Annotated in this window: 13 protein-coding genes; 11 read left to right on the forward strand and 2 right to left on the reverse strand. The window is 58.3% G+C overall.

All coding sequences use genetic code 11. From position 1 onward, the window contains the following. The first annotated feature begins 116 nt into the window (after positions 1-116). Both ASE07_RS05335 and ASE07_RS05340 read left to right on the forward strand, forming a co-directional pair. On the forward strand, positions 117-2,102 hold the full coding sequence (locus ASE07_RS05335) for a monovalent cation:proton antiporter family protein (protein ID WP_057289775.1): 1,986 nt from the start codon (positions 117-119) through the stop codon (positions 2,100-2,102). Positions 2,103-2,183: 81 nt separating this feature from the next. Next, positions 2,184-3,098: an AEC family transporter gene (locus ASE07_RS05340; protein ID WP_057289776.1), complete on the forward strand. Its 915-nt coding sequence runs from the start codon at positions 2,184-2,186 to the stop codon at positions 3,096-3,098. Between the two features lie 24 nt (positions 3,099-3,122). On the opposite strand, the gene ASE07_RS05345 is transcribed toward ASE07_RS05340, so the two are convergent. Beyond that, the gene (locus ASE07_RS05345; protein WP_057289777.1) at positions 3,123-3,401 is read right to left on the reverse strand and encodes an acylphosphatase; all 279 of its coding nucleotides are present in this window, start codon (positions 3,399-3,401) and stop codon (positions 3,123-3,125) included. Between the two features lie 19 nt (positions 3,402-3,420). Continuing rightward, entirely contained in the window at positions 3,421-6,276 is a 2,856-nt protein-coding gene (uvrA, locus tag ASE07_RS05350) for an excinuclease ABC subunit UvrA (protein WP_057289778.1), read from the reverse strand. Between the two features lie 145 nt (positions 6,277-6,421). Here uvrA and ASE07_RS05355 point away from each other — a divergent pair, with 145 nt between their 5' ends. From ASE07_RS05355 to ASE07_RS05395, 9 genes are all read left to right on the forward strand, one after another. Further along, a complete protein-coding gene (locus ASE07_RS05355) occupies positions 6,422-7,627 on the forward strand; it encodes an MFS transporter (protein ID WP_057289779.1) in 1,206 nt (401 codons plus the stop codon). A 92-nt stretch (positions 7,628-7,719) separates the two neighbouring features. Beyond that, positions 7,720-8,223, forward strand: coding sequence for a single-stranded DNA-binding protein (ssb, locus tag ASE07_RS05360; RefSeq protein ID WP_057289780.1), 504 nt, complete (start codon positions 7,720-7,722; stop codon positions 8,221-8,223). 450 nt (positions 8,224-8,673) lie between these two features. Further along, positions 8,674-10,392 carry a putative bifunctional diguanylate cyclase/phosphodiesterase gene (locus ASE07_RS05365; protein WP_082583967.1) on the forward strand — a complete coding sequence of 573 codons (1,719 nt, stop codon included), beginning with the start codon at positions 8,674-8,676 and terminating at the stop codon, positions 10,390-10,392. A 61-nt stretch (positions 10,393-10,453) separates the two neighbouring features. Beyond that, positions 10,454-11,929, forward strand: coding sequence for an HDOD domain-containing protein (locus tag ASE07_RS05370; RefSeq protein ID WP_235548358.1), 1,476 nt, complete (start codon positions 10,454-10,456; stop codon positions 11,927-11,929). A gap of 66 nt (positions 11,930-11,995) precedes the next feature. Further along, positions 11,996-13,099, forward strand: coding sequence for a diacylglycerol/lipid kinase family protein (locus tag ASE07_RS05375; protein WP_057289783.1), 1,104 nt, complete (start codon positions 11,996-11,998; stop codon positions 13,097-13,099). Next, a complete protein-coding gene (locus ASE07_RS05380; RefSeq protein WP_057289784.1) occupies positions 13,096-13,920 on the forward strand; it encodes a metallophosphoesterase family protein in 825 nt (274 codons plus the stop codon). Before ASE07_RS05375 ends, ASE07_RS05380 begins: the two co-directional genes overlap by 4 nt. 124 nt (positions 13,921-14,044) lie before the next feature. Then, positions 14,045-14,599: a DUF2726 domain-containing protein gene (locus tag ASE07_RS05385; protein ID WP_057289785.1), complete on the forward strand. Its 555-nt coding sequence runs from the start codon at positions 14,045-14,047 to the stop codon at positions 14,597-14,599. Between the two features lie 133 nt (positions 14,600-14,732). Further along, positions 14,733-15,449, forward strand: a complete 717-nt coding sequence (locus ASE07_RS05390) for a transposase (protein ID WP_057289786.1) — start codon at positions 14,733-14,735, stop codon at positions 15,447-15,449. Positions 15,450-15,631: 182 nt separating this feature from the next. Beyond that, the gene (locus ASE07_RS05395; RefSeq protein WP_057289787.1) at positions 15,632-20,311 is read left to right on the forward strand and encodes a glutamate synthase-related protein; all 4,680 of its coding nucleotides are present in this window, start codon (positions 15,632-15,634) and stop codon (positions 20,309-20,311) included. The last annotated feature ends 131 nt before the right edge of the window (positions 20,312-20,442 follow it).

Raw genomic sequence — 20,442 nt, forward strand, 5'->3', positions numbered from 1 at the left:
TGGACGGCAGGTTTCCTGAGTCCTGACTGAGAAATGTAATGCGCGACGCCGGGTACTGGCCGACTCGGCAACAGCGATAGCGTTTATCCTGAACAACCCATAACAAGACACAACGAATGTTTTCGGCCCTAGAACTGACCCTCATCCTCCTTTGCGCCGCAGTGCTGGGAGTGGTTGCCTTTCGCATGCTGCATTTGCCGCCCATGCTCGGCTACCTGATGGTGGGCATCGTGATCGGCCCCCACGGCTGGGGGCTCGCCAATGAAAACGCCACCACGCATACGCTGGCCGAATTCGGCGTGGTATTCCTGATGTTCTCCATCGGCCTCGAGTTTTCGTTGCCCAAGTTGGTCTCTATGCGGCGAAACGTGTTCGGGCTAGGCATGGCGCAGGTGCTGCTCACGATCGGCGCGACCATGATGTTTGGGTGGCTGATGTCGCGGCTGTTACCGCAGTTGATCGATATCAGCTGGCGCGCGGCCTTTGCTCTCGGTGGCGCGCTCGCGATGTCGTCGACGGCAATTGTTTCCAAGATGCTGACCGAACGTCTGGAACTGGAGTCCGAACATGGCCGGCAGATCTTCAGCATCCTGCTGTTCCAGGATCTGGCCGTGGTGCCGCTGCTCATTCTGGTTCCCGCATTGGCGAACAATACCGGTGACCTGGTGGCCACGCTGATGCTGGCGATGATGAAAGCCGGCATTGTGCTGGTGCTGCTGCTGATCATCGGCCAGAAGTTGATGCGCGGCTGGTTCCATATCGTGGTAAAGCGGCGTTCGCAGGAACTGTTCATGCTGAACTTGCTGTTCATCACACTGGGCGCTGCATGGATCACCGAGAAGGCCGGCCTCTCACTCGCACTAGGTGCATTCGTGGCGGGCATGCTGATTTCCGAAACCGAATACAAGCATCAGGTGGAAGAGGATATCAAGCCGTTCCGCGACGTGCTGCTGGGATTGTTTTTCATCACGGTCGGCATGCTGCTCAATATCAAGCTGGTCCTTGAAAACTGGTGGCTGGTCCTGCTGTTGCTGACCGCTCCGGTACTGCTCAAGTTTGCATTGATCGCCGCCCTTGCCAAGCTGACCGGGACGTCGACCGGTGTTGCACTGCGTACCGGACTTGGACTGGCGCAGGCAGGTGAGTTCGGCTTCGTGCTGCTGAACCAGGCTGGCGGCCTGCAGCTGATGGATCCTTTGATTATCCAGCTGATTCTGGCATCGATGGTGCTGTCGATGCTGACCGCACCTTTCATCATCGCCAAGTCCGATGCGATTGTGCTCAAGCTGTCAGCCAATGAATGGATGATGCAATCGCTGGCGCTGACGCAGATTGCGACGCGCACCATGACCACGCAAAAGCACGTGCTCATCGCAGGCTTTGGCCGTAGTGGACAAAGCCTGGCGAAGCTGCTGGAAGAAGAGGGCATTGCTTATCATGCGCTCGACCTCGATCCTGATCGCGTGCGTGAAGCGCAGGCCGCCGGCGCCAACGTGTCCTACGGCGACGCATCGCGGCGTGAAAGCCTGGTTGCCGCCGGCATCCATCGCGCCGCCGCGCTGGTGGTTACCTACGCAAGCACGCCGTCGGCATTGAAGGTCTTGCACTTTGCGCATGAACTGGCCCCCGAATTGCCGGTCATCGTGCGCAGTCACGACGACAGCGATCTGGATAAGTTGCGCGAAGCCGGTGCCGCCGAAGTCGTACCGGAAGCCATTGAAGGCAGCCTGATGCTGGCCTCGCATGCGCTCGTGATGCTTGGCGTGCCGCTCCGCCGCGTCGTGCATCGGGTGCAGGCGGCGCGCGACGAACGGTACACATCGCTGCGTGGGTATTTTCACGGCGCGAGCGATGCGCCCGACGACGACGAACATCTGCATGTCCGCCTGCACTCGGTCACGCTATCCGAAGGCGCGAGGGCAATCGGCAAGGCGCTTGGCACACTCAAACTGGCCGAGGCCGGTGCTGAAGTTACCATCCTTCGCCGCGGTAAAAGCCGTCTCGACGTCAAGCCGGATACCGTGCTCAACGCAGGTGACATCGTTGTCTTGCGCGGCACTACCGATGGTGTCGCGCGGGCCGAAGCGCGCTTGCTGAAGTAGCGTGGCGCATTTATTTATCTCTGGAAAACACGATCTGCCAAGTCTCGTTAAAATGCAGGGATAGTTCTTCGAAAGATTTCCATGCAAGTGTTCGAGCGCATTCTCGGCATCATTCTCCCGGTTTTCATCATCATCGCTGTGGGTTACGGATACGCACGGCTTCGCGGCGAACGTGTCAGGTCCGACATGAGTTCGGTCAACCGGGTCAGCATGGATGTATTGTGCCCGCTACTGGTCTTTACCGCGCTTGCCGCGAAGGATTTCGATCTCGTCGACAATAGCATGCTGATCTTCGCCGGCGTGCTGATCTCGCTCGGTTCGGGTCTTGTCGCCTGGCCGGTAGCCCGCATGCTCGGTTACGATGTGCGCAGCTTCGTGCCGCCGATGATGTACAACAATTGCGGCAACATGGGATTGCCGCTTGCGGTGCTGGCCTTTGGCACTTCCGGACTGCCGGCCGCGGTTGCGCTCTTCATGGCGTGCAACCTGATCTACTTTTCGGTCGGTATCAAGATCATCGAAAGCGGGCGCAGTTACCACACGCCATTCTGGAAATTTCTGGTTAGCCCGATGATGCTGGCGATGGCGGTCGGCATGGTCTTTGCCATCTTCCACATCACCCTGCCGACACCACTAATGCAGGCGCTGAAGATGCTTGGCGATGCGTGCATCCCTATCATGCTGTTTGCACTGGGTGTGCGTATGCTGGACGTGAATTTCAAGAGCTGGCACATCGGCCTGATGGGGGCGATCGTGTGTCCGGTGGGCGGACTGGTCGTGGCATGGCTGCTGGATCAGGTGCTGCACCTGGATCCGATGCAGCGTGGTCAGATGTTCCTGTTTGCCGCATTGCCGCCGGCTGTGTTCTGCTTCATGGTGGCGGAACAGTACAAGCAGGAGCCGGACAAGGTCGCGTCCATTGTCTTGCTGGGCAACCTGGCCGCGCTGGCATTCGTACCGGTTGGGTTGTGGATGGGATTGCCCGCCGCCTCATAAGCGCGTACCGAGGCGTAAAGCAGGTCAGGCGGTAGGCAGGACTTCGAAGCGTCCGGGGTGCGGGGGAGGACTGTCGACAACGCTCACGTGTACGTCGGTCACCCGTGCAAGTGAAGGGCCGCGCCGCGACCAGGCAATGATGTTCTCAATCGCTTCAGCGGGACCGTCGACCAGGGCTTCGACCGAACCATCGCGCCGGTTACGGACCCAGCCCGACAGGTTCAGGCGCCGGGCCTCGGCGTCGAACGACGCGCGGTACCCGACTCCCTGGACGATTCCGGTGATGTGCAGATGGGTTGCCATTGCCGCTCTGTCATGCGCCTTATTTTTTGGTCTTTAGCATCGGTGCGAGATACTTGCCGGTGAAGCTGGCTGGTGTCTTCGCAACGTCTTCCGGCGTGCCGCTCGCAATGATCTGGCCGCCGCCAGCACCGCCTTCCGGACCAAGATCGACAATCCAGTCGGCCGTTTTGATCACGTCGAGATTGTGCTCGATGATCACCACGGTATTGCCCTGATCGCGCAGGCGATGAATGACCTTCAGCAGCAGATCGATGTCATGGAAATGCAAGCCTGTGGTGGGCTCGTCCAGGATATACAGCGTGCGGCCGGTATCGCGCTTCGACAATTCCAGTGACAGCTTGACGCGTTGCGCTTCACCGCCGGAAAGCGTCGTCGCGCTCTGGCCGAGCCGGATATAGCCAAGACCGACATCCAGCAAAGTCTGCAGCTTGCGCGCCACCACCGGAACCGGTTTGAAGAACTCGTGCGCTTCCTCGACGGTCATCTCCAGCACTTCGTGGATGCTCTTGCCCTTGTATTGCACTTCCAGGGTTTCGCGGTTGTAACGCTTGCCGTGGCAGACATCACAGGGCACATACACGTCCGGCAGGAAGTGCATTTCGACCTTGAGCACGCCATCGCCCTGGCACGCCTCGCAGCGGCCGCCCTTGACGTTGAACGAGAAGCGCCCGGCGGAATAGCCGCGTTCCTTGGCGGTCGGAACCGTGGAGAACAAGTCGCGGATCGGCGTGAACAGGCCAGTATAGGTTGCCGGGTTCGAGCGCGGTGTACGGCCGATCGGCGCCTGGTCGACCGCAATCACCTTGTCGAAGTGCTCCAGTCCGGAAATCGACTCATACGGCGAAGGTTCTGCTTGTGAACCGTACAAGTGCCGCGACGCCGCGTGATACAAGGTGTCGTTGATCAGCGTCGACTTGCCCGAGCCGGAGACACCGGTGATGCAGGTGAGCAGGCCGACCGGCAATTCCAGCGTGACGTCGCGCAGGTTGTTGCCGGATGCGCCGGTAATGACCAGCTGGCGTTCCGGGTCGGCCGGCGTGCGCTTCTTCGGCACATGAATCGCCAGTGTGCCGTTGAGATATTTCGCGGTGAGCGATTTCTTGCTTTTCAGGATATCCGGCAGCGGTCCGCGTGCGATGACTTCGCCGCCATGCACACCGGCACCGATACCCATGTCGACCACATAGTCGGCGCAGCGGATCGCGTCTTCATCGTGCTCAACCACCAGGACACTGTTGCCGATATCGCGCAGATGCTTGAGCGTCGCGATCAGGCGGTCGTTGTCTCGCTGGTGCAGGCCGATCGACGGTTCGTCCAGCACGTACATGACGCCGGTCAGACCGGAGCCGATCTGCGATGCCAGGCGAATGCGCTGGGCTTCGCCGCCGGACAGCGTATCCGCGCTACGTTCGAGCGACAGGTAATCCAGGCCCACGTTGTTGAGGAACTTCAGCCGGGATACGATTTCCTTGATGATACGGTCTGCGATTTCCTTCTTGGCGCCGGTCAGCTTGAGCTTTTCAAAGAACTCCAGCGTTTCGCGCAAAGGTGTCGACGCTATTTCATAAATCGAACGTTCCTGCTTGCCATTGCCAACCTTGACGAAGCGCGCTTCGACGCGCAGACGTGCACCGTCACAGGTCGGGCATTGCTTCTGATTGATGAACTTCGCCAGTTCTTCCTTGACCGCCATTGAATCGGTTTCGCGATAGCGGCGCTGCAGGTTGTTGACCACACCTTCGAAGGTATGCTCGCGCACCACGGCGCGACCGCGTTCGTTCACGTAGGTGAAGGGAACCGTCTGACGGCCGGAGCCATACAGCACCACTTGCTGCGCTGAATCAGCCAGCTTTTCAAAAGGTGTGTCGACGTCGAAGTTGTAATGCTCGGCCAGATTCGACAGCATCTGGAAATAGAACTGGTTGCGACGATCCCAACCCTTGACCGCACCGCTGGCCAGCGACAGGTTGGGGAAGGCGACGATGCGCTTGGGGTCGAAGAACTCGATGTGGCCAAGGCCGTCGCACTCCGGGCACGCGCCCATCGGGTTATTGAACGAGAACAGGCGCGGCTCCAGTTCCTGCAGCGAGTAGCCGCAGGTATTGCACGCAAACTTGTTCGAATACAGATGCTCCTTGCCGGTATCCATTTCAAGCGCGATCGCACGGCCATCGGCGATGCGCAACGCGGTTTCGAAGCTTTCTGCCAGACGCTGCTTGATGTCGGCCTTCACCTTGATGCGGTCGATCACCACGTCGATGGTGTGCTTCTCGGTCTTCTTCAGCTTGGGCAGATCGTCAATTTCATAGATCTTCGCGTTATGCGTGCCGCTCTGGATGCGGAAACGCACAAAGCCCGCTGCCTGCATTTCCTCAAACAGGTCGGCATGTTCGCCCTTGCGGTTGGCGACGACGGGTGCAAGGATCATCAGCTTGGTATCTTCCGGCATGGCCAGCACCGCATCCACCATTTGCGACACTGATTGCGCGGCCAGTGCATTTTCCGGGTGGTCGGGGCAGTAGGGTGTGCCGACGCGCGCATACAGCAGGCGCAGGTAATCGTGGATCTCGGTCACCGTACCCACGGTCGAGCGCGGGTTATGGGACGTCGCCTTCTGCTCGATCGAGATCGCCGGCGACAAACCTTCGATCAGGTCGACATCGGGCTTCTCCATCAGCTGGAGGAACTGGCGTGCATACGCGGACAGCGATTCGACGTAGCGGCGCTGGCCTTCTGCATACAGCGTATCGAATGCCAGCGAGGATTTTCCCGAGCCGGACAGCCCAGTGATGACGATCAGCTGGTTACGGGGTAATTCAAGGTTGATGTTCTTCAGGTTGTGGGTGCGGGCACCGCGAATTCTTATTTCTTCCATGAACTGCTTTCAACTTGCGCCCAATTGGCGCTTTGTACGGGTCAACCTGATACTATAGCGGGTTTTAAAGTCCGCTGTATCCTCTGGATTTCCCGCCGTGAGCACCATGTCAGCTACTCCCTCCGCCGATGACGTCGGCGCCCGCATGTCGCCAACCGAAATTCGTGCCAGTCTGTCACTGGCGTCGATTTTCGCGCTGCGCATGTTGGGTATGTTCCTTATCCTGCCGGTATTCGCTGTGCATGCCAGAACGCTGCCCGGTGGCGACAGCGCCACCATGGTTGGTCTGGCAATGGGTATTTATGGCCTGACGCAGTCGTTCGGCCAGATCCCGTTCGGCATGGCGTCCGACAAATATGGCCGCAAACCAGTCATCGTGATTGGTCTTGTCATATTCGCCATAGGCTCGTTTATCGCCGCCGCATCGCATACCCTGGCCGGGGTGATCGTTGGGCGCGCGCTTCAAGGGGCCGGTGCGATTTCCGCCGCGGTGACCGCATTCATAGCCGATACCACGCGTGAAGAGCACCGCACCAAGGCAATGGCCATGGTTGGCGGCTCCATCGGACTGACCTTTGCCGTATCCCTGATTGCCGCACCGGTGCTGTATGCCAGCATTGGCATGGGAGGCTTGTTTGCACTGACCGGCATCCTGTCGGTGCTGGCGGTCGGCGTCGTTCTCTATGTCGTTCCGCCTGCGCCTGAAATGGTGGCGACGCAACGCGTGCCATTTTCGAAAGTGCTGGTCAACACCGAACTCATGCGGCTCAACTTTGGCGTGTTCGCACTGCATGCAACCCAAATGTCCATGTTCGTCGTGGTCCCCGCGGCGCTCGTCGAATATGCCGGCTTGCCCATCGCCGATCACTGGAAGGTCTACCTGCCGGTGGTGCTTGCCTCGTTTGCGCTGATGCTGCCACCCGTGTTCGTAGGCGAGAAAAAGGGAAAAATGAAGCAGGTGTTTCTGGGCGCAATCGCCCTGATGCTGACCGTGCAACTCGGACTATGGCTGTTCTTCTCGTATCCGGCAACGCATTGGCTGGTGCTGGTGTTCCTCTTGTTCGCTTTCTTCGTTTCCTTCAATATTCTGGAAGCTTGCCAGCCCTCGCTCGTGTCAAGAATTGCGCCGCCCGCGGCCAAAGGCTCAGCCCTTGGCGTGTACAACACCTTGCAGGCGCTTGGTCTGTTCTGTGGCGGCGCGCTCGGCGGCTGGCTGAAACAGCACACCGGGCCGTCCTCCGTGTTTATCCTGTGTGCGGGACTGACTGTTGTCTGGCTTATAATTGCTGCCAGCATGCGAAACCTGCCGCGTAGAGGCGCGGTGACGGCGACAGCCACCGCCACCGCCTGACGCGCAGGGCTCACCGCATTAGCGCTTTACCGTATTACTGCATTACCGAATCCGTATCACGATCACTACTGAGTCAGCTTGAGGAGAAATTTATGGCATCCGTCAACAAGGTCATCATCGTCGGCAACCTGGGGCGCGACCCGGAAACGCGCTACATGCCGAATGGCGATGCAGTCACCAATGTCGCGGTGGCGACCACCGAAAGCTGGAAAGACAAGAACTCCGGCGAGAAAAAAGAGCTTACCGAATGGCATCGGATCACCTTCTACCGCAAGCTCGCGGAGATTGCTGGCCAATATCTGAAGAAAGGCTCGCAGATCTACGTCGAAGGCCGCCTGCAGACACGCAAATGGACCGACAAGGATGGTGTCGAGCGCTATACGACTGAAATCATCGCTGACACCATGCAGATGCTGGGTAGCCGCCAAGGCATGGGCGGTGGCGCCGGTGCACCGATGGATGATGATTATGGCAGCAGCGCCCCGGCGCCACGCCAGAATTCCGGTGGCGCGGGAGCCGGCGGTGGTGCGGCCCGCAGCGGCGCTTCGCGTCCTGCACCGAATTTCAGCGATATGGACGACGATATTCCGTTCTGAACAGGATCAAGCCGTTCACTTGGAAGCAAGCGTTCCACAAACGGCATGTTATTGCAGGATTGAAATTCTCAAAAAGCCCCAAGTTGGGGCTTTTTTGTTGAAAAATCAGCGATTTGTTTCTTTTTGTGCATTTTCTTCTTGAACATTTCAAGGCAAGCTTAATTTCCCTACTACAATTTGTTAAGATGGCTGATACCAATCCCAAGCTGTAACGTGACAAATGAGATTGATGGATTTTTTTGACTGGCAAGGCGCAGGAGGAGTCAATAGCGGGCTATTGACGACGAGTGCAACGCCGGCAGGCGGCTCGGCGCCCCCGAAAAAAGACGCGATCTCATGGTGCGTTATGGGTTGGGATTGGTATGACACGTAGCTGGCAAGCTATAGCATTCTTTTCCTCTTAAAAACGCCGTCATTTGCCACGCCTTCAATCGAGATAAGCTCCTGACAATGTTTTCCACCCGTCGCGACCGGCCCGAAGCAACCGTAACAGCCCAGTTGGACAGCCTCATGGAGGCCGCCGGCGATGCGGTGTTTCGACTCGACATGCAGGGCACGATCCTTTATGCCAGCAAACGCGCCATAGACCTGATTTGCCCGGGTGCCGAACTGGTCGCCAAGCCGCTCAGTACCTTTATCCTTGCAGCTGACCGTCCTGCCATCGACGCTATCATCGCGCAGGCAACAGATTCCAGCCAGCCGTCCAAGACCAACGTACGCATCCAGACACCGGGTGCCGCATTGTGGATCGAGCTGCAGGTCACGGTTTATAAGTCCGAGCACGGCCAATCCGAATTGCTCGCCGTCGGACGCGACATCTCGGGCCAGCAAGCCACGGAAGAGCGCTTGCGGCATATGGCCACCCATGACGCGCTGACGGCTTTGCCCAACCGCTCCTTGCTGTCGGACCGGATTCGCATGGCGATTGCCCAATCGCGGCGCACCGGACGCGGATTTGCGGTCGTGGCGCTTGATCTCGATGGTTTCAAGAAGGTCAACGACGCTCTTGGCCATCCTGTGGGCGACGCGCTATTGCGGGTCGCCGCCATGCGGTTGTCGGAAACCCTGCGTGACGTCGACACCCTGGCGCGCGTCGGCGGCGACGAGTTTGTCGCGGTGCTTCCGGGTGCGGTCTCCGAGGCGGAAATTCAGATCATCGCCCGTCGCATGATCTCCACCATGCAGTTGCCTTTCGACATCCAGGGGCATACGCTCTATGTCGGCACCTCGATCGGTGCCGCTGTATTCCCGGAACATGGCGACAGCGAAGTCAAGCTGCTGGCCCATGCGGATACCGCCATGTATCGCGCAAAAGAAACCGGCAAGGCGCGCTGCGTTGTCTACGACCACGAAAAATTTACCCAGCCCGAACATGATGTGTCGATGGAAGCGGCGATGTTCCAGGCGGTGCGCGACGGCGAGTTCCTGTTGCATTACCAGCCCATCGTCGATGCCCGTAGTCGCCAGATCATGGGATTCGAGGCGCTGATGCGCTGGAGCCGTCCGGGAGAGGGCATGGTGTCGCCGGCACAGTTCATTCCGATGGCGGAAAGCAATGGCCTCATCAATCTGCTTGGCGCATGGGCGCTCAAAGCAGCCTGCGTGCAGATCCGCCGTTTCGAAGAAGTCGCCGGGCGCCCGCTTTACGTGTCGGTCAACGTCAGTCCGCGTCAGTTCCGCAACGATCAGTTCCTCGACATCATGGACGAGGCAATGAAGTTGTCTGGACTGAAAGGCGAACAATTGCTGCTGGAAATTACGGAGGGCATCCTGATGTCGGATCCGGAGCACGCGGAAGCCTTGCTGACCGCGATGACTTCCAGGAATGTCCGTATTGCCATTGACGACTTTGGCACTGGCTATTCGTCACTCGCCTATCTCAAGCGTTTCCCGATTGCGACCCTCAAGATCGACCGCGCCTTCATCAAGGATCTGCCCGGTTCCGTCAAGGACGTGGCGATCTGCAACGTGGTCCTGAGCCTCGCCAGTCACCTGAACCTGAGCACCGTGGCTGAAGGGGTGGAAAACAAGGAACAGCTCGACTTCCTTGCCGCCCATGGCTGCGGGCTAATCCAGGGGTATCACACCGGTCGGCCATTACTCCCTGAAGACATTGTTACCTTGCTAAAGGCTGAGCGGTCGATGACCGCTTCACCCGCTGCTGCATGATCGCGAGCCTGTTTGCATGAAATCCATTTTGAACAAAGAACCTGTTAGCGCTGAAAAAACCATGGAACTGCTCTGGTCGCGAGTGCGTCAGCGCGGCGACCTGCCCGGTTTTTCCAAGGTGGTCAGCGCGATCATCGGCGCCATGCGTGGCGACGACGACCGCGAGTTCAACATGACCCGCACCGTGCTGCAGGATCCCGCCCTCACGCAAAAGGTCCTGCGCCTCGCCAACAGTGCGATGTACTCGGTGTTCGGCCAGGGCATCAATACGGTGTCCAAGGCAGTCATCGTCCTTGGGACCGAAGCGATCGGCCATCTTGCGCTGGGTCTCAAACTGGTCGATGGTTTGTCCGCAGCCTCGTCGGAATCGGCAAATGCCCGCGCCGAAATGGAAAAGTCCGTACTGGCCGGTCACATTGCACGGCAGATGGCCTCTTCCGCCAGCACCCGCGATGCCGAGGAAGCCGTGGTTTGCTCGATGCTGCATTCGCTCGGCCGCATGATGACCACGTTTTACCTCACCGACCGATGGCAGCTTGTGCAGGAGCACAGCGCCCGCACAGGGCTCGACGAAAATGCGGCGGCACGCGAAATTCTTGGACTTGGCCTCGACGATATCGGTCGTGGGGCGGCACGTCAGTGGGGATTGCCGGGGGCGGTTGTCGAGACTTTGCAGGATATGCCGCCCAAGCCGGTTGGTGAACCGCTCGACCACAAAGACTGGCTGGCCGCGATTTCCACCGTGTCGTCACGCTGCGCCGTGGTCCTTACATCGGAAGATAGCGAAATCGACGCCAAACTTGCCGAACTTGCCAGCAGCTATGCCGACATGCTGGGGCTGGAAGTAGAGCAGATGCTGTCCGCGGTCGACACTGCGCAAAAGACGGCGGCCAATGAAGATGCGGTTGTCGTGCGCCTGCCGAGGCGTAGCACTACCGACGCCAAGGCAGTCGAGGCTGCACCGGTACAGCCTGTCGGCAAGCCGGCCGACGCGGCGGCGCGACTGGCGCGCGGCGTGAACGATATGCGCGACGCGCAGCATTCGGCAAGCGCCGGCCAGATCATGACGATGGCGCTGGAAACGGTGTACCAGGGCCTGGGCTTCAGCCGGACCATCGTGTTCCTGCGCAACCAGGAACGGTCGCAGTACATTGCCAATATGTGCTTCGGCGATGGTGTGCAAGAGTTGATGCCGCAACTGGTATTTGGCGATGCCTACCAGCCGGACGTGTTCCACGCTTCCCTGGCCAATGACAAGATGATCTTTGTCGAAAATGCCCAAAATCCGGCTTTCATTAGCAAGGTGCCGCGCTGGTGGAAAGATGCGCTGCCAACCGTGCGCAGTTTCATGGTGTTGCCATTGACGCTGAATCGGCATCCGGTCGGCTTCATCTACGGCGACTGGGACATGGCCAAACCGGCAAGCAGGATCGAGCAAGCCGAGATTGCCCCGCTTAACGAATTGCGCACGCTGGTGATGCGCTCGCTGGAACAGCGCCGCCAGCCCGAGCCTGCCTGGGCACGTCGAATTTTGTAATTGGCGTCGTCATTCTTGTCCCGGCATCGCTGTCCGCAGATGCCGGATTTCTCATGACGGTAATCAATGCAGTGCGACCCGATTGAACGCAAGCTATCGGCATCATCAATTCCGGACCGGCCAGCGAGCTTCCATGCAATGATCGGACCGCATTCTTCACAAAGCGTTACCAGGCGGCTACAGACCTCGATTAGCGTCATCCTGAATGCAGGTGCCGGCGGTACCGATCCGCAGGCATTCCGCCGTGAGGTGGAGCAGGAACTGTCTGTGCCCGGTGTCGCCTATGACATCGTCGAAATCAAGCCAGGAACCGATTTTCTGGAAATCGGTAGACAGACCGTACTCCGTGCAAAACAAACCGGAGGCATTGTTGTTGCAGCTGGCGGTGACGGCACCATCAATACCGTCGCAGGACTCTGCTGCGAGCTTGGGGTCACTCTGGGCGTCATTCCGGCAGGAACCTTCAATTACTTCGCCCGCGACCTTGGAATACCCAATGAGCCCGCCGCCGCCGCACGTCTCCTGCTAACGGGAAAGACCGAACAGATATCGGTTGGCTATGTGAACGGCAGGATATTTCTCAACAATGCCAGTTTCGGCCTTTACAGCAAAGTCATTCGTAACAGAGAAGATCACAAGGCCAGGTTCGGACGCTTTCGTCTAGTCGCGGTATATTCCGCAGTTGTATCCCTACTGCGTGGTGTACGTCCGTTCATGGTGCGCATGCGTGTCGGTAATGAGATGCTGTTGCGGCGTACCACCATGGTATTTGTTTCGAATAATGCGCTGCAAATCGCGAAGCTGGATGCAAAGGTTGCTGAAACCACACCTGAAGATGGTATGGCTGTCTTCGTTCTGCGTCCCACGTCGCGGCTAGATATGGTGCGTTTGTTGCTGCGCGGCGCCTTTCGACAGCTGGCCAATGATCCATATCTTGAAACGTTCTGCACGGACGCATTCGACACGGAGACGAACAAACCCTATGTCGATGTGGTGGTGGATGGCGAAATCGTGCGCTGTGAAGCACCGCTGTCTTTCCGTGTTGCACCGCGGGCGCTTGGCGTCATAGTGCCGGCTGAAACGGATACGAATGACCATCCCGAGGCGATCGCCAGGCAATCAAGTATCGATGCAGAAGGTGTCGCAAAGGCCGGCAGGGATGCTACATGACAGTGATCGCGCATCTGTCCGATCCCCATTTCGGGACCGAGATACCCGCTGTCGTTGACGCTTTGCAGGCTGCACTCCATGCTTTGCAACCGGATCTCGTCATTGTGTCCGGCGACATGACGCAGCGTGCCCGCAAGCACGAGTTTCGCAGCGCGCGAAATTTCCTGGACCGGTTGAAGGTGCCTGCCATCATGGTCATCCCTGGCAACCACGATATTCCCCTGTTCAACGTTGTTGCCCGGGCATTGACGCCTTACCGCAACTATTGTGATGCGTTCGGCGCTCCATGCGGCATGTGGACTGACACGGATACCATTGTGATGGCCCTGGACAGTACAAATCCCGCCCGGCATACGCGTGGCAAGCTAAGGACCGGGCAACTCGCGGATCTGGCTAGTCGTATTCCTCCTTCCATGACGCCGCGCCTGCGGATTGCCTGCGCCCATCAGCCGCTGCACACGGCCTGGCTTGAGGACCAGCATGAAGTCCTGATCGATGCAGGCAACGCGGCCGCTGCTTTTGCCGGGCACGACATCGACATCGTCCTCAGTGGTCACGTGCATGTGCCGCTGGTGACGACCACTCGCGAAGCCTTTCCCGAGCTCCGACGTCATTTCATCCTTAGCGGGGCAGGTACCGCGGTCTCACATCGCACGCGACCCGGTGCGCCAAACTCTTTCAACGTTATTACGACATGCCCGGAATCAGCGGTCCGTTCCGTCAAAGTCGCAATCTGGCGATTCAATCCTGAATCCGGTCACTTCGCGGTGCATCAAGTCACTCAATTTCATCTTGGCGCATCCGGCTGGGAGCCGGTTTAAGAAAAGATCCTGTTGTCAGGTAATTAACAACACTTCTGAATGGAAAGCATTTTAATTTACTGTCGTCTTCAATAGGTTGTTAATAAATGGTAAATTAATTGTCGTTTTGTACATGGAGTGTGCCATGCAGGAGCTTATTGTCTTCACCAGTATTGTGTCACTCGGCTTGGCCGGCTGGCTTATCTTGCACAGCAGGAATATGCCGAGGTTTCGCCAGAAGTCAGTACTTACCGGCGGCGACCTTGAATTCTTTTATCGGCTGCGTAAAGCGCTTCCCGAATGCACCGTTACCACGCAGATGGCTCTGTCAGCACTAATCGAGCCTGTCGGCATCGGAAAACTGCGTAAAACGGCGATGGCATGCCTTGAAGGAAAAAGAGTTGGCTACGCGATCTTTGATGAGGACATGCAGCTCATGGCGGTCGTCGAACTGGATTACCGCGCACGACCAACCCGGCGTGAAACGGCAATCGATGCGTGTTTCAAAAGTGCAGGTGTTCGGGTCGTGCGCTTCCATGTTCGCCGCCTTCCTTCCGCAACAACCATCCGCAGCACGATCTACGAGCGTGCAAGGGAGGCTGAGTTTTCTTCCGGTATCCCGTTTCACGATAGCGTGCAAAATAGTAAATACAGCAAACCGAAGAGCCCATGGCGCAATACAGTGAACGCCCATATATGACACAAAAGGGCGCGCCTGATGTAAATGTAAATATGGCTGGCATGCCTTGTGTGGTGGACGTGGTCCGCTTGTACAAAGGCGGCTGGGATAGAATTGGGGCAGCCGCAATTTTGGCGGCACAGTACACTTTCCTATGGCCCGACTTCCGCGACTTGTCGTTCCCAATCAGCCACATCACATTCTGCAAAGCGGAATTGATGGGCAACGTATTTTCCGGGACGACGCCGACTATGCTGCCTTTCTGGGCTGGCTTCGTGATGCGGCAAAGCAGTTCAAACTTGCCGTGCACGCCTATGTTCTGATGCCCACCCATCTCCATTTATTGGTTTCGCCATCCGATGACATCGGCTTGGGACGCACGATGCAATGGGTAGGCCGTCACTATGTCCCTTATTTCAATGGCAAATATCAGCGTGCCGGGACGCTCTGGCAAAGTCGTTACAAAGCAACCGTGATTGACTCTTCCAACTACTTCCTTCAGTGCAGCCAGTATATTGAACTCAATCCGGTGCGTTCCGGGCTCGTTTTGTCGGCAGAAGCATATCCCTGGTCCAGTTATGCTCATCATGCCGGTTTGCGGTCTGACCCGGTAATTCATGATCATCCAATCTTTTGGGCGCTCGGTAATACGCCGTTCGAGCGTGAAGCGGCCTACCGGGCTTTGGCCGAGCAGGGTCTAAGCGAACGCGAACTCGCGGTATTGCGGGAGGCAACACGCAAAGGCTGGGCGCTGGGCTCAGAACAGTTCAAGCTTCTCCTTACCAAACAAGCTAATCGACGAGTCAGTCCGGCACGGCGTGGGCGTCCACCAAAAGCGCACTCAGCCACAAACAAGCCTTCGACAGATTAAATTTGCCACATCAACAATTGAATTGGCAAATAGCCGTCCAAAATTGCTCTGTCCCTATTTATTTTGGTGCAAACGAAGAGGAAATCTTATTATTGCTCTGACCCTATTTAATTTCGATTGAACTATCTATTGCACTGCACTATCCTTCAGCTTCGATACATCAAAAGTTGCGGAGAAAGCTTATGCACGCGCAAGGTCTTTACGATCCTTCCAATGAACATGACGCCTGTGGCGTTGGTTTCATCGCCCACATCAAAGGCAAGAAAAGCCATTCGGTCATCGAACAAGGCCTGCTTATTCTGAAAAACCTCGACCATCGGGGCGCTGTCGGCGCCGACAAGCTGATGGGTGATGGCGCGGGCATTCTGATCCAGATCCCAGACCAGTATTACCGTGAAGAAATGGCAAAGCAGGGCATCAGCCTGCCGCCACCCGGCGAATACGGCGTCGGCATGGTTTTCCTGCCGAAGGAAAACGCTTCCCGCATCGCATGCGAACAGGAAATTGAACGCGCGGTACAGGCTGAAGGCCAGGTCGTGCTCGGCTGGCGCGACGTGCCCGTCGATATCGGGATGCCGATGTCGCCGACCGTCCGTGAAAAAGAACCGGTGATCCGCCAGATTTTCATCGGTCGCGGCCCGGACATCATGGTGACCGACGCGCTTGAGCGCAAGCTGTACGTCATTCGCAAATCATCCGGTCACGCAATCCAGGCCTTGAATCTGTTGCATGGCAAGGAATTCTTCGTTCCTTCCATGTCCGCACGTACGGTCGTCTACAAGGGTCTGCTGCTGGCGGATCAGGTCGGCGTGTATTACAGGGATCTGCAGGACGCGCGCTGCGTTTCCGCCCTGGCCCTGGTGCACCAGCGCTTCTCCACCAACACCTTCCCCGAGTGGCCGCTGGCTCACCCGTATCGCCTGATCGCTCACAACGGCGAAATCAACACCGTCAAGGGCAACTTCAACTGGATGCGCGCCCGTGAAGGCGTGATGAAGTCCGCCGTGCTCGGCGACGATCTGCAGAAGCTGTTCCCGCTGATCTATGAAGGCCAGTCCGATACTGCCTGCTTCGACAACGCGCTGGAGCTACTGCTGATGGCGGGCTATCCACTCGCCCAGGCAATGATGATGATGATCCCGGAAGCCTGGGAAAACCATACGCTGATGGACGACAATCGTCGCGCCTTCTACGAATACCACGCCGCGATGATGGAACCGTGGGACGGCCCCGCCGCCATGGCTTTCACCGACGGCCGCCACATCGGCGGCACGCTCGACCGTAACGGACTGCGTCCCGCACGTTATATCCAGACCGATGACGATTTCGTCGTCATGGCCTCGGAATCCGGCGTGCTGCCGATTCCCGAATCGAAGATCATCAAGAAATGGCGCCTGCAGCCAGGCAAGATGTTCCTGATCGACCTCGACGCCGGCCGCATCATCGACGACAAGGAACTGAAAGACACTTACGCCAACGCCAAGCCGTACAAGCAGTGGATCGATTCCGTCCGCATCAAGCTGGACGAACTCGAAGCGGAACCGGTCGAGCCAAAGTCCAACATTGCGCTGCTGGATCGCCAGCAGGTATTCGGCTATACCCAGGAAGACCTGAAGTTCCTGATGGCGCCGATGGCAAGCGCTGGTGAAGAAGCCGTCGGTTCCATGGGCAACGACTCGCCGCTGGCCGTCATGTCCAACAAGAACAAGCCGCTGTACAACTACTTCAAGCAGTTGTTCGCCCAGGTGACCAACCCGCCGATCGACCCGATCCGCGAAGCGATGGTCATGTCGCTGGTGTCCTTCATCGGCCCGCGTCCAAACCTGCTCGACACCAACAACATCAACCCACCGATGCGCCTCGAAGTGTCGCAGCCTATCCTCGACTATGCGGATATCGCCAAGCTGCGTAACATCAGCAAGCATACCGGCGGCAAATTCAAGTCGCATGAGCTGAACATCTGCTATCCGACAGCCTGGGGCAAGGAAGGCATCGAGGCACGCATCGCATCGCTGTGCGCGAAGGCGGTCGACGCGGTCAAATCGGGCCATAACATCCTGATCATCTCCGACCGCAAGGTCGATGCGGATCAGGTTGCGATCCCGGCATTGCTGGCAACATCGGCCATCCACCTGCACCTGGTCAGCAAGGGCCTGCGTACCTCGACCGGCCTGGTTGTCGAAACCGGCTCCGCACGTGAAACCCATCACTTCGCACTGCTCGCCGGTTACGGCGCGGAAGCCATCCATCCTTACCTCGCGATGGATACGCTGTGCGAAATGGCCGCCGGCCTGCCGGGTGCCCTGTCACCCGAAAAAGCGGTCTACAACTTCCAGAAGGCAGTCGGCAAGGGCCTGATGAAGGTCATGTCCAAGATGGGCATCTCGACCTACATGTCCTACTGCGGCGCACAGATCTTCGAAGCCATCGGCCTCAACAAGGCGCTGGTCGACAAGTATTTCAAGGGCACGGCATCCAACGTCGAAGGCATCGGCGTGTTCGAAGTCGCGGAAGAAGCGCTGCGCCTGCACAAGCTCGCATTCAGCAATGACCCGATCCTCGCCAATGCGCTGGACGCCGGAGGCGAATACGCATTCCGCGTGCGTGGCGAAGACCACATGTGGACGCCGGACGCGATCGCCAAGCTGCAGCATTCGACCCGTTCGAACAACTTCAACACCTACAAGGAATACGCGCAGATCATCAACGATCAGTCCAAGCGCCACATGACCCTGCGCGGCCTGTTCGAGTTCAAGATCGATCCGTCCAAGGCCATCCCGATCGACGAAGTCGAGCCGGCCAAGGAAATCGTCAAGCGTTTCGCCACCGGTGCGATGTCGCTCGGTTCGATCTCGACTGAAGCGCACGCCACGCTGGCCATCGCGATGAACCGCATCGGCGGCAAATCGAACACCGGTGAAGGCGGCGAAGACGAGAACCGCTATCGCCAGGAGCTGAAAGGCATCCCGATCAAGAAGGGCGAAACACTTGCTTCCGTGATCGGCAAGGACCGCATTGAAGTGGACATGCCGCTGCTGGCCGGCGACTCGCTGCGTTCGAAGATCAAGCAGGTGGCATCGGGCCGTTTCGGCGTCACGACCGAATACCTGACGTCCGCCGACCAGATCCAGATCAAGATGGCCCAAGGCGCAAAGCCGGGCGAGGGCGGTCAGTTGCCTGGTCACAAAGTATCCGAGTACATCGCCAAGCTGCGTTTCTCGGTGCCGGGTGTCGGCCTGATTTCGCCGCCGCCGCACCATGACATTTACTCGATCGAAGATCTGGCGCAGCTGATCCACGACCTGAAGAATGCCAATCCCAAGGCATCGATCTCGGTCAAGCTGGTCTCCGAAGTCGGCGTCGGCACGGTTGCGGCCGGTGTCGCAAAGGCCAAGGCCGATCACGTCGTGATTGCCGGCCATGACGGCGGCACCGGCGCATCGCCGCTATCGTCGGTCAAGCACGCCGGTTCGCCATGGGAACTCGGCCTCGCCGAAACCCAGCAGACGCTGGTGCTGAACCGCCTGCGCAGCCGTATCCGTGTGCAGACCGACGGCCAGATCAAGACCGGCCGCGACGTTGTTATCGCTGCATTGCTTGGCGCCGATGAAGTCGGCTTTGCGACAGCACCGCTGGTGGTCGAAGGCTGCATCATGATGCGCAAGTGCCACCTCAATACCTGCCCGGTCGGCGTTGCGACGCAGGATCCGGTGCTGCGTGCCAAGTTCCAGGGCAAGCCGGAACATGTGGTCAACTACTTCTTCTTCGTCGCTGAAGAAGCACGTCAGATCATGGCGCAACTGGGCGTGCGTACTTTCGACGAGCTGATCGGCCGTTCCGACCTGCTCGACAAGTCGCGCGCTATCGCGCACTGGAAAGCCAAGGGCCTGGACTTCAGCAAGATCTTCTATCAGCCTGAAGTACCGGCATCCGAGCCGCGCTACCAGGTCGAAGTGCAGGATCATGGTCTGGAAAACGCACTCGATCACAAGCTGATCGCACAGGCAAAGGCTGCGATCGAGAAGGGCGAGAAAGTGTCGTTCATCTCGCCGGTCAAGAACCGCAACCGTACCGTCGGCACCATGCTGTCGGGTGAAGTCGCGAAGAAATACGGCCACGAAGGCCTGCCGGATGACACCATTCACATCCAGCTGCAAGGTACTGCAGGGCAGTCGGCAGGCGCCTTCCTGGCACACGGCATCACGCTCGACCTGGTTGGCGAAGGCAACGACTATGTCGGCAAGGGCTTGTCGGGCGGTCGCATCATCGTGCGTCCGAACACCGAGTTCCGCGGCTGGGCAGTCGATAACATCATTGTTGGCAATACCGTGCTGTACGGCGCGATTGCCGGCGAAGCCTTCTTTAACGGCGTGGCGGGCGAGCGCTTCGCGGTGCGTAACTCCGGCGCGGTCACCGTCGTCGAAGGTACCGGCGACCATGGTTGCGAATACATGACCGGCGGGACTGTCGTTGTTCTTGGCCACACCGGCCGCAACTTCGCGGCGGGTATGTCCGGCGGCATCGCGTATGTCTACGACCCGGACGGTGACTTCGCCAAGAAGTGCAACATGTCGATGGTGACACTGGATCCAGTGCTGTCCACCGCTGATCAGGAAGCGAAGATCGACCGTTCGATCTGGCACGCCGCTACACGTGGTGCCGAAGGTCAGGCCGACGAAGCGATCCTCAAAGGCCTGATCGAGCGTCACTTCAAGTACACCGGCAGCACTCGCGCACGCAACCTGCTCGACGACTGGGCCAACGCCCGCAGCAAGTTCGTCAAGGTCTTCCCGACCGAGTACAAACGTGCTCTCGGCGAACTCCACGCAGCGGCACAGGCGAAAGAAAAGGTCGCAGCGTAACAATCAACGGCTGAACTGTCCCTCCCCCTTCAAGGGGGAGGTTAGGTGGGGGATGGGTTTGTCCTCGAATGATAAAACCCATTCCCACTCCGCCCCTCCCCTTGAAAGGGAGGGAGACGAGAAAAAATACT

The sequence above is a fragment of the Noviherbaspirillum sp. Root189 genome, from assembly GCF_001428545.1.
GTDB lineage: Bacteria > Pseudomonadota > Gammaproteobacteria > Burkholderiales > Burkholderiaceae_D > Noviherbaspirillum.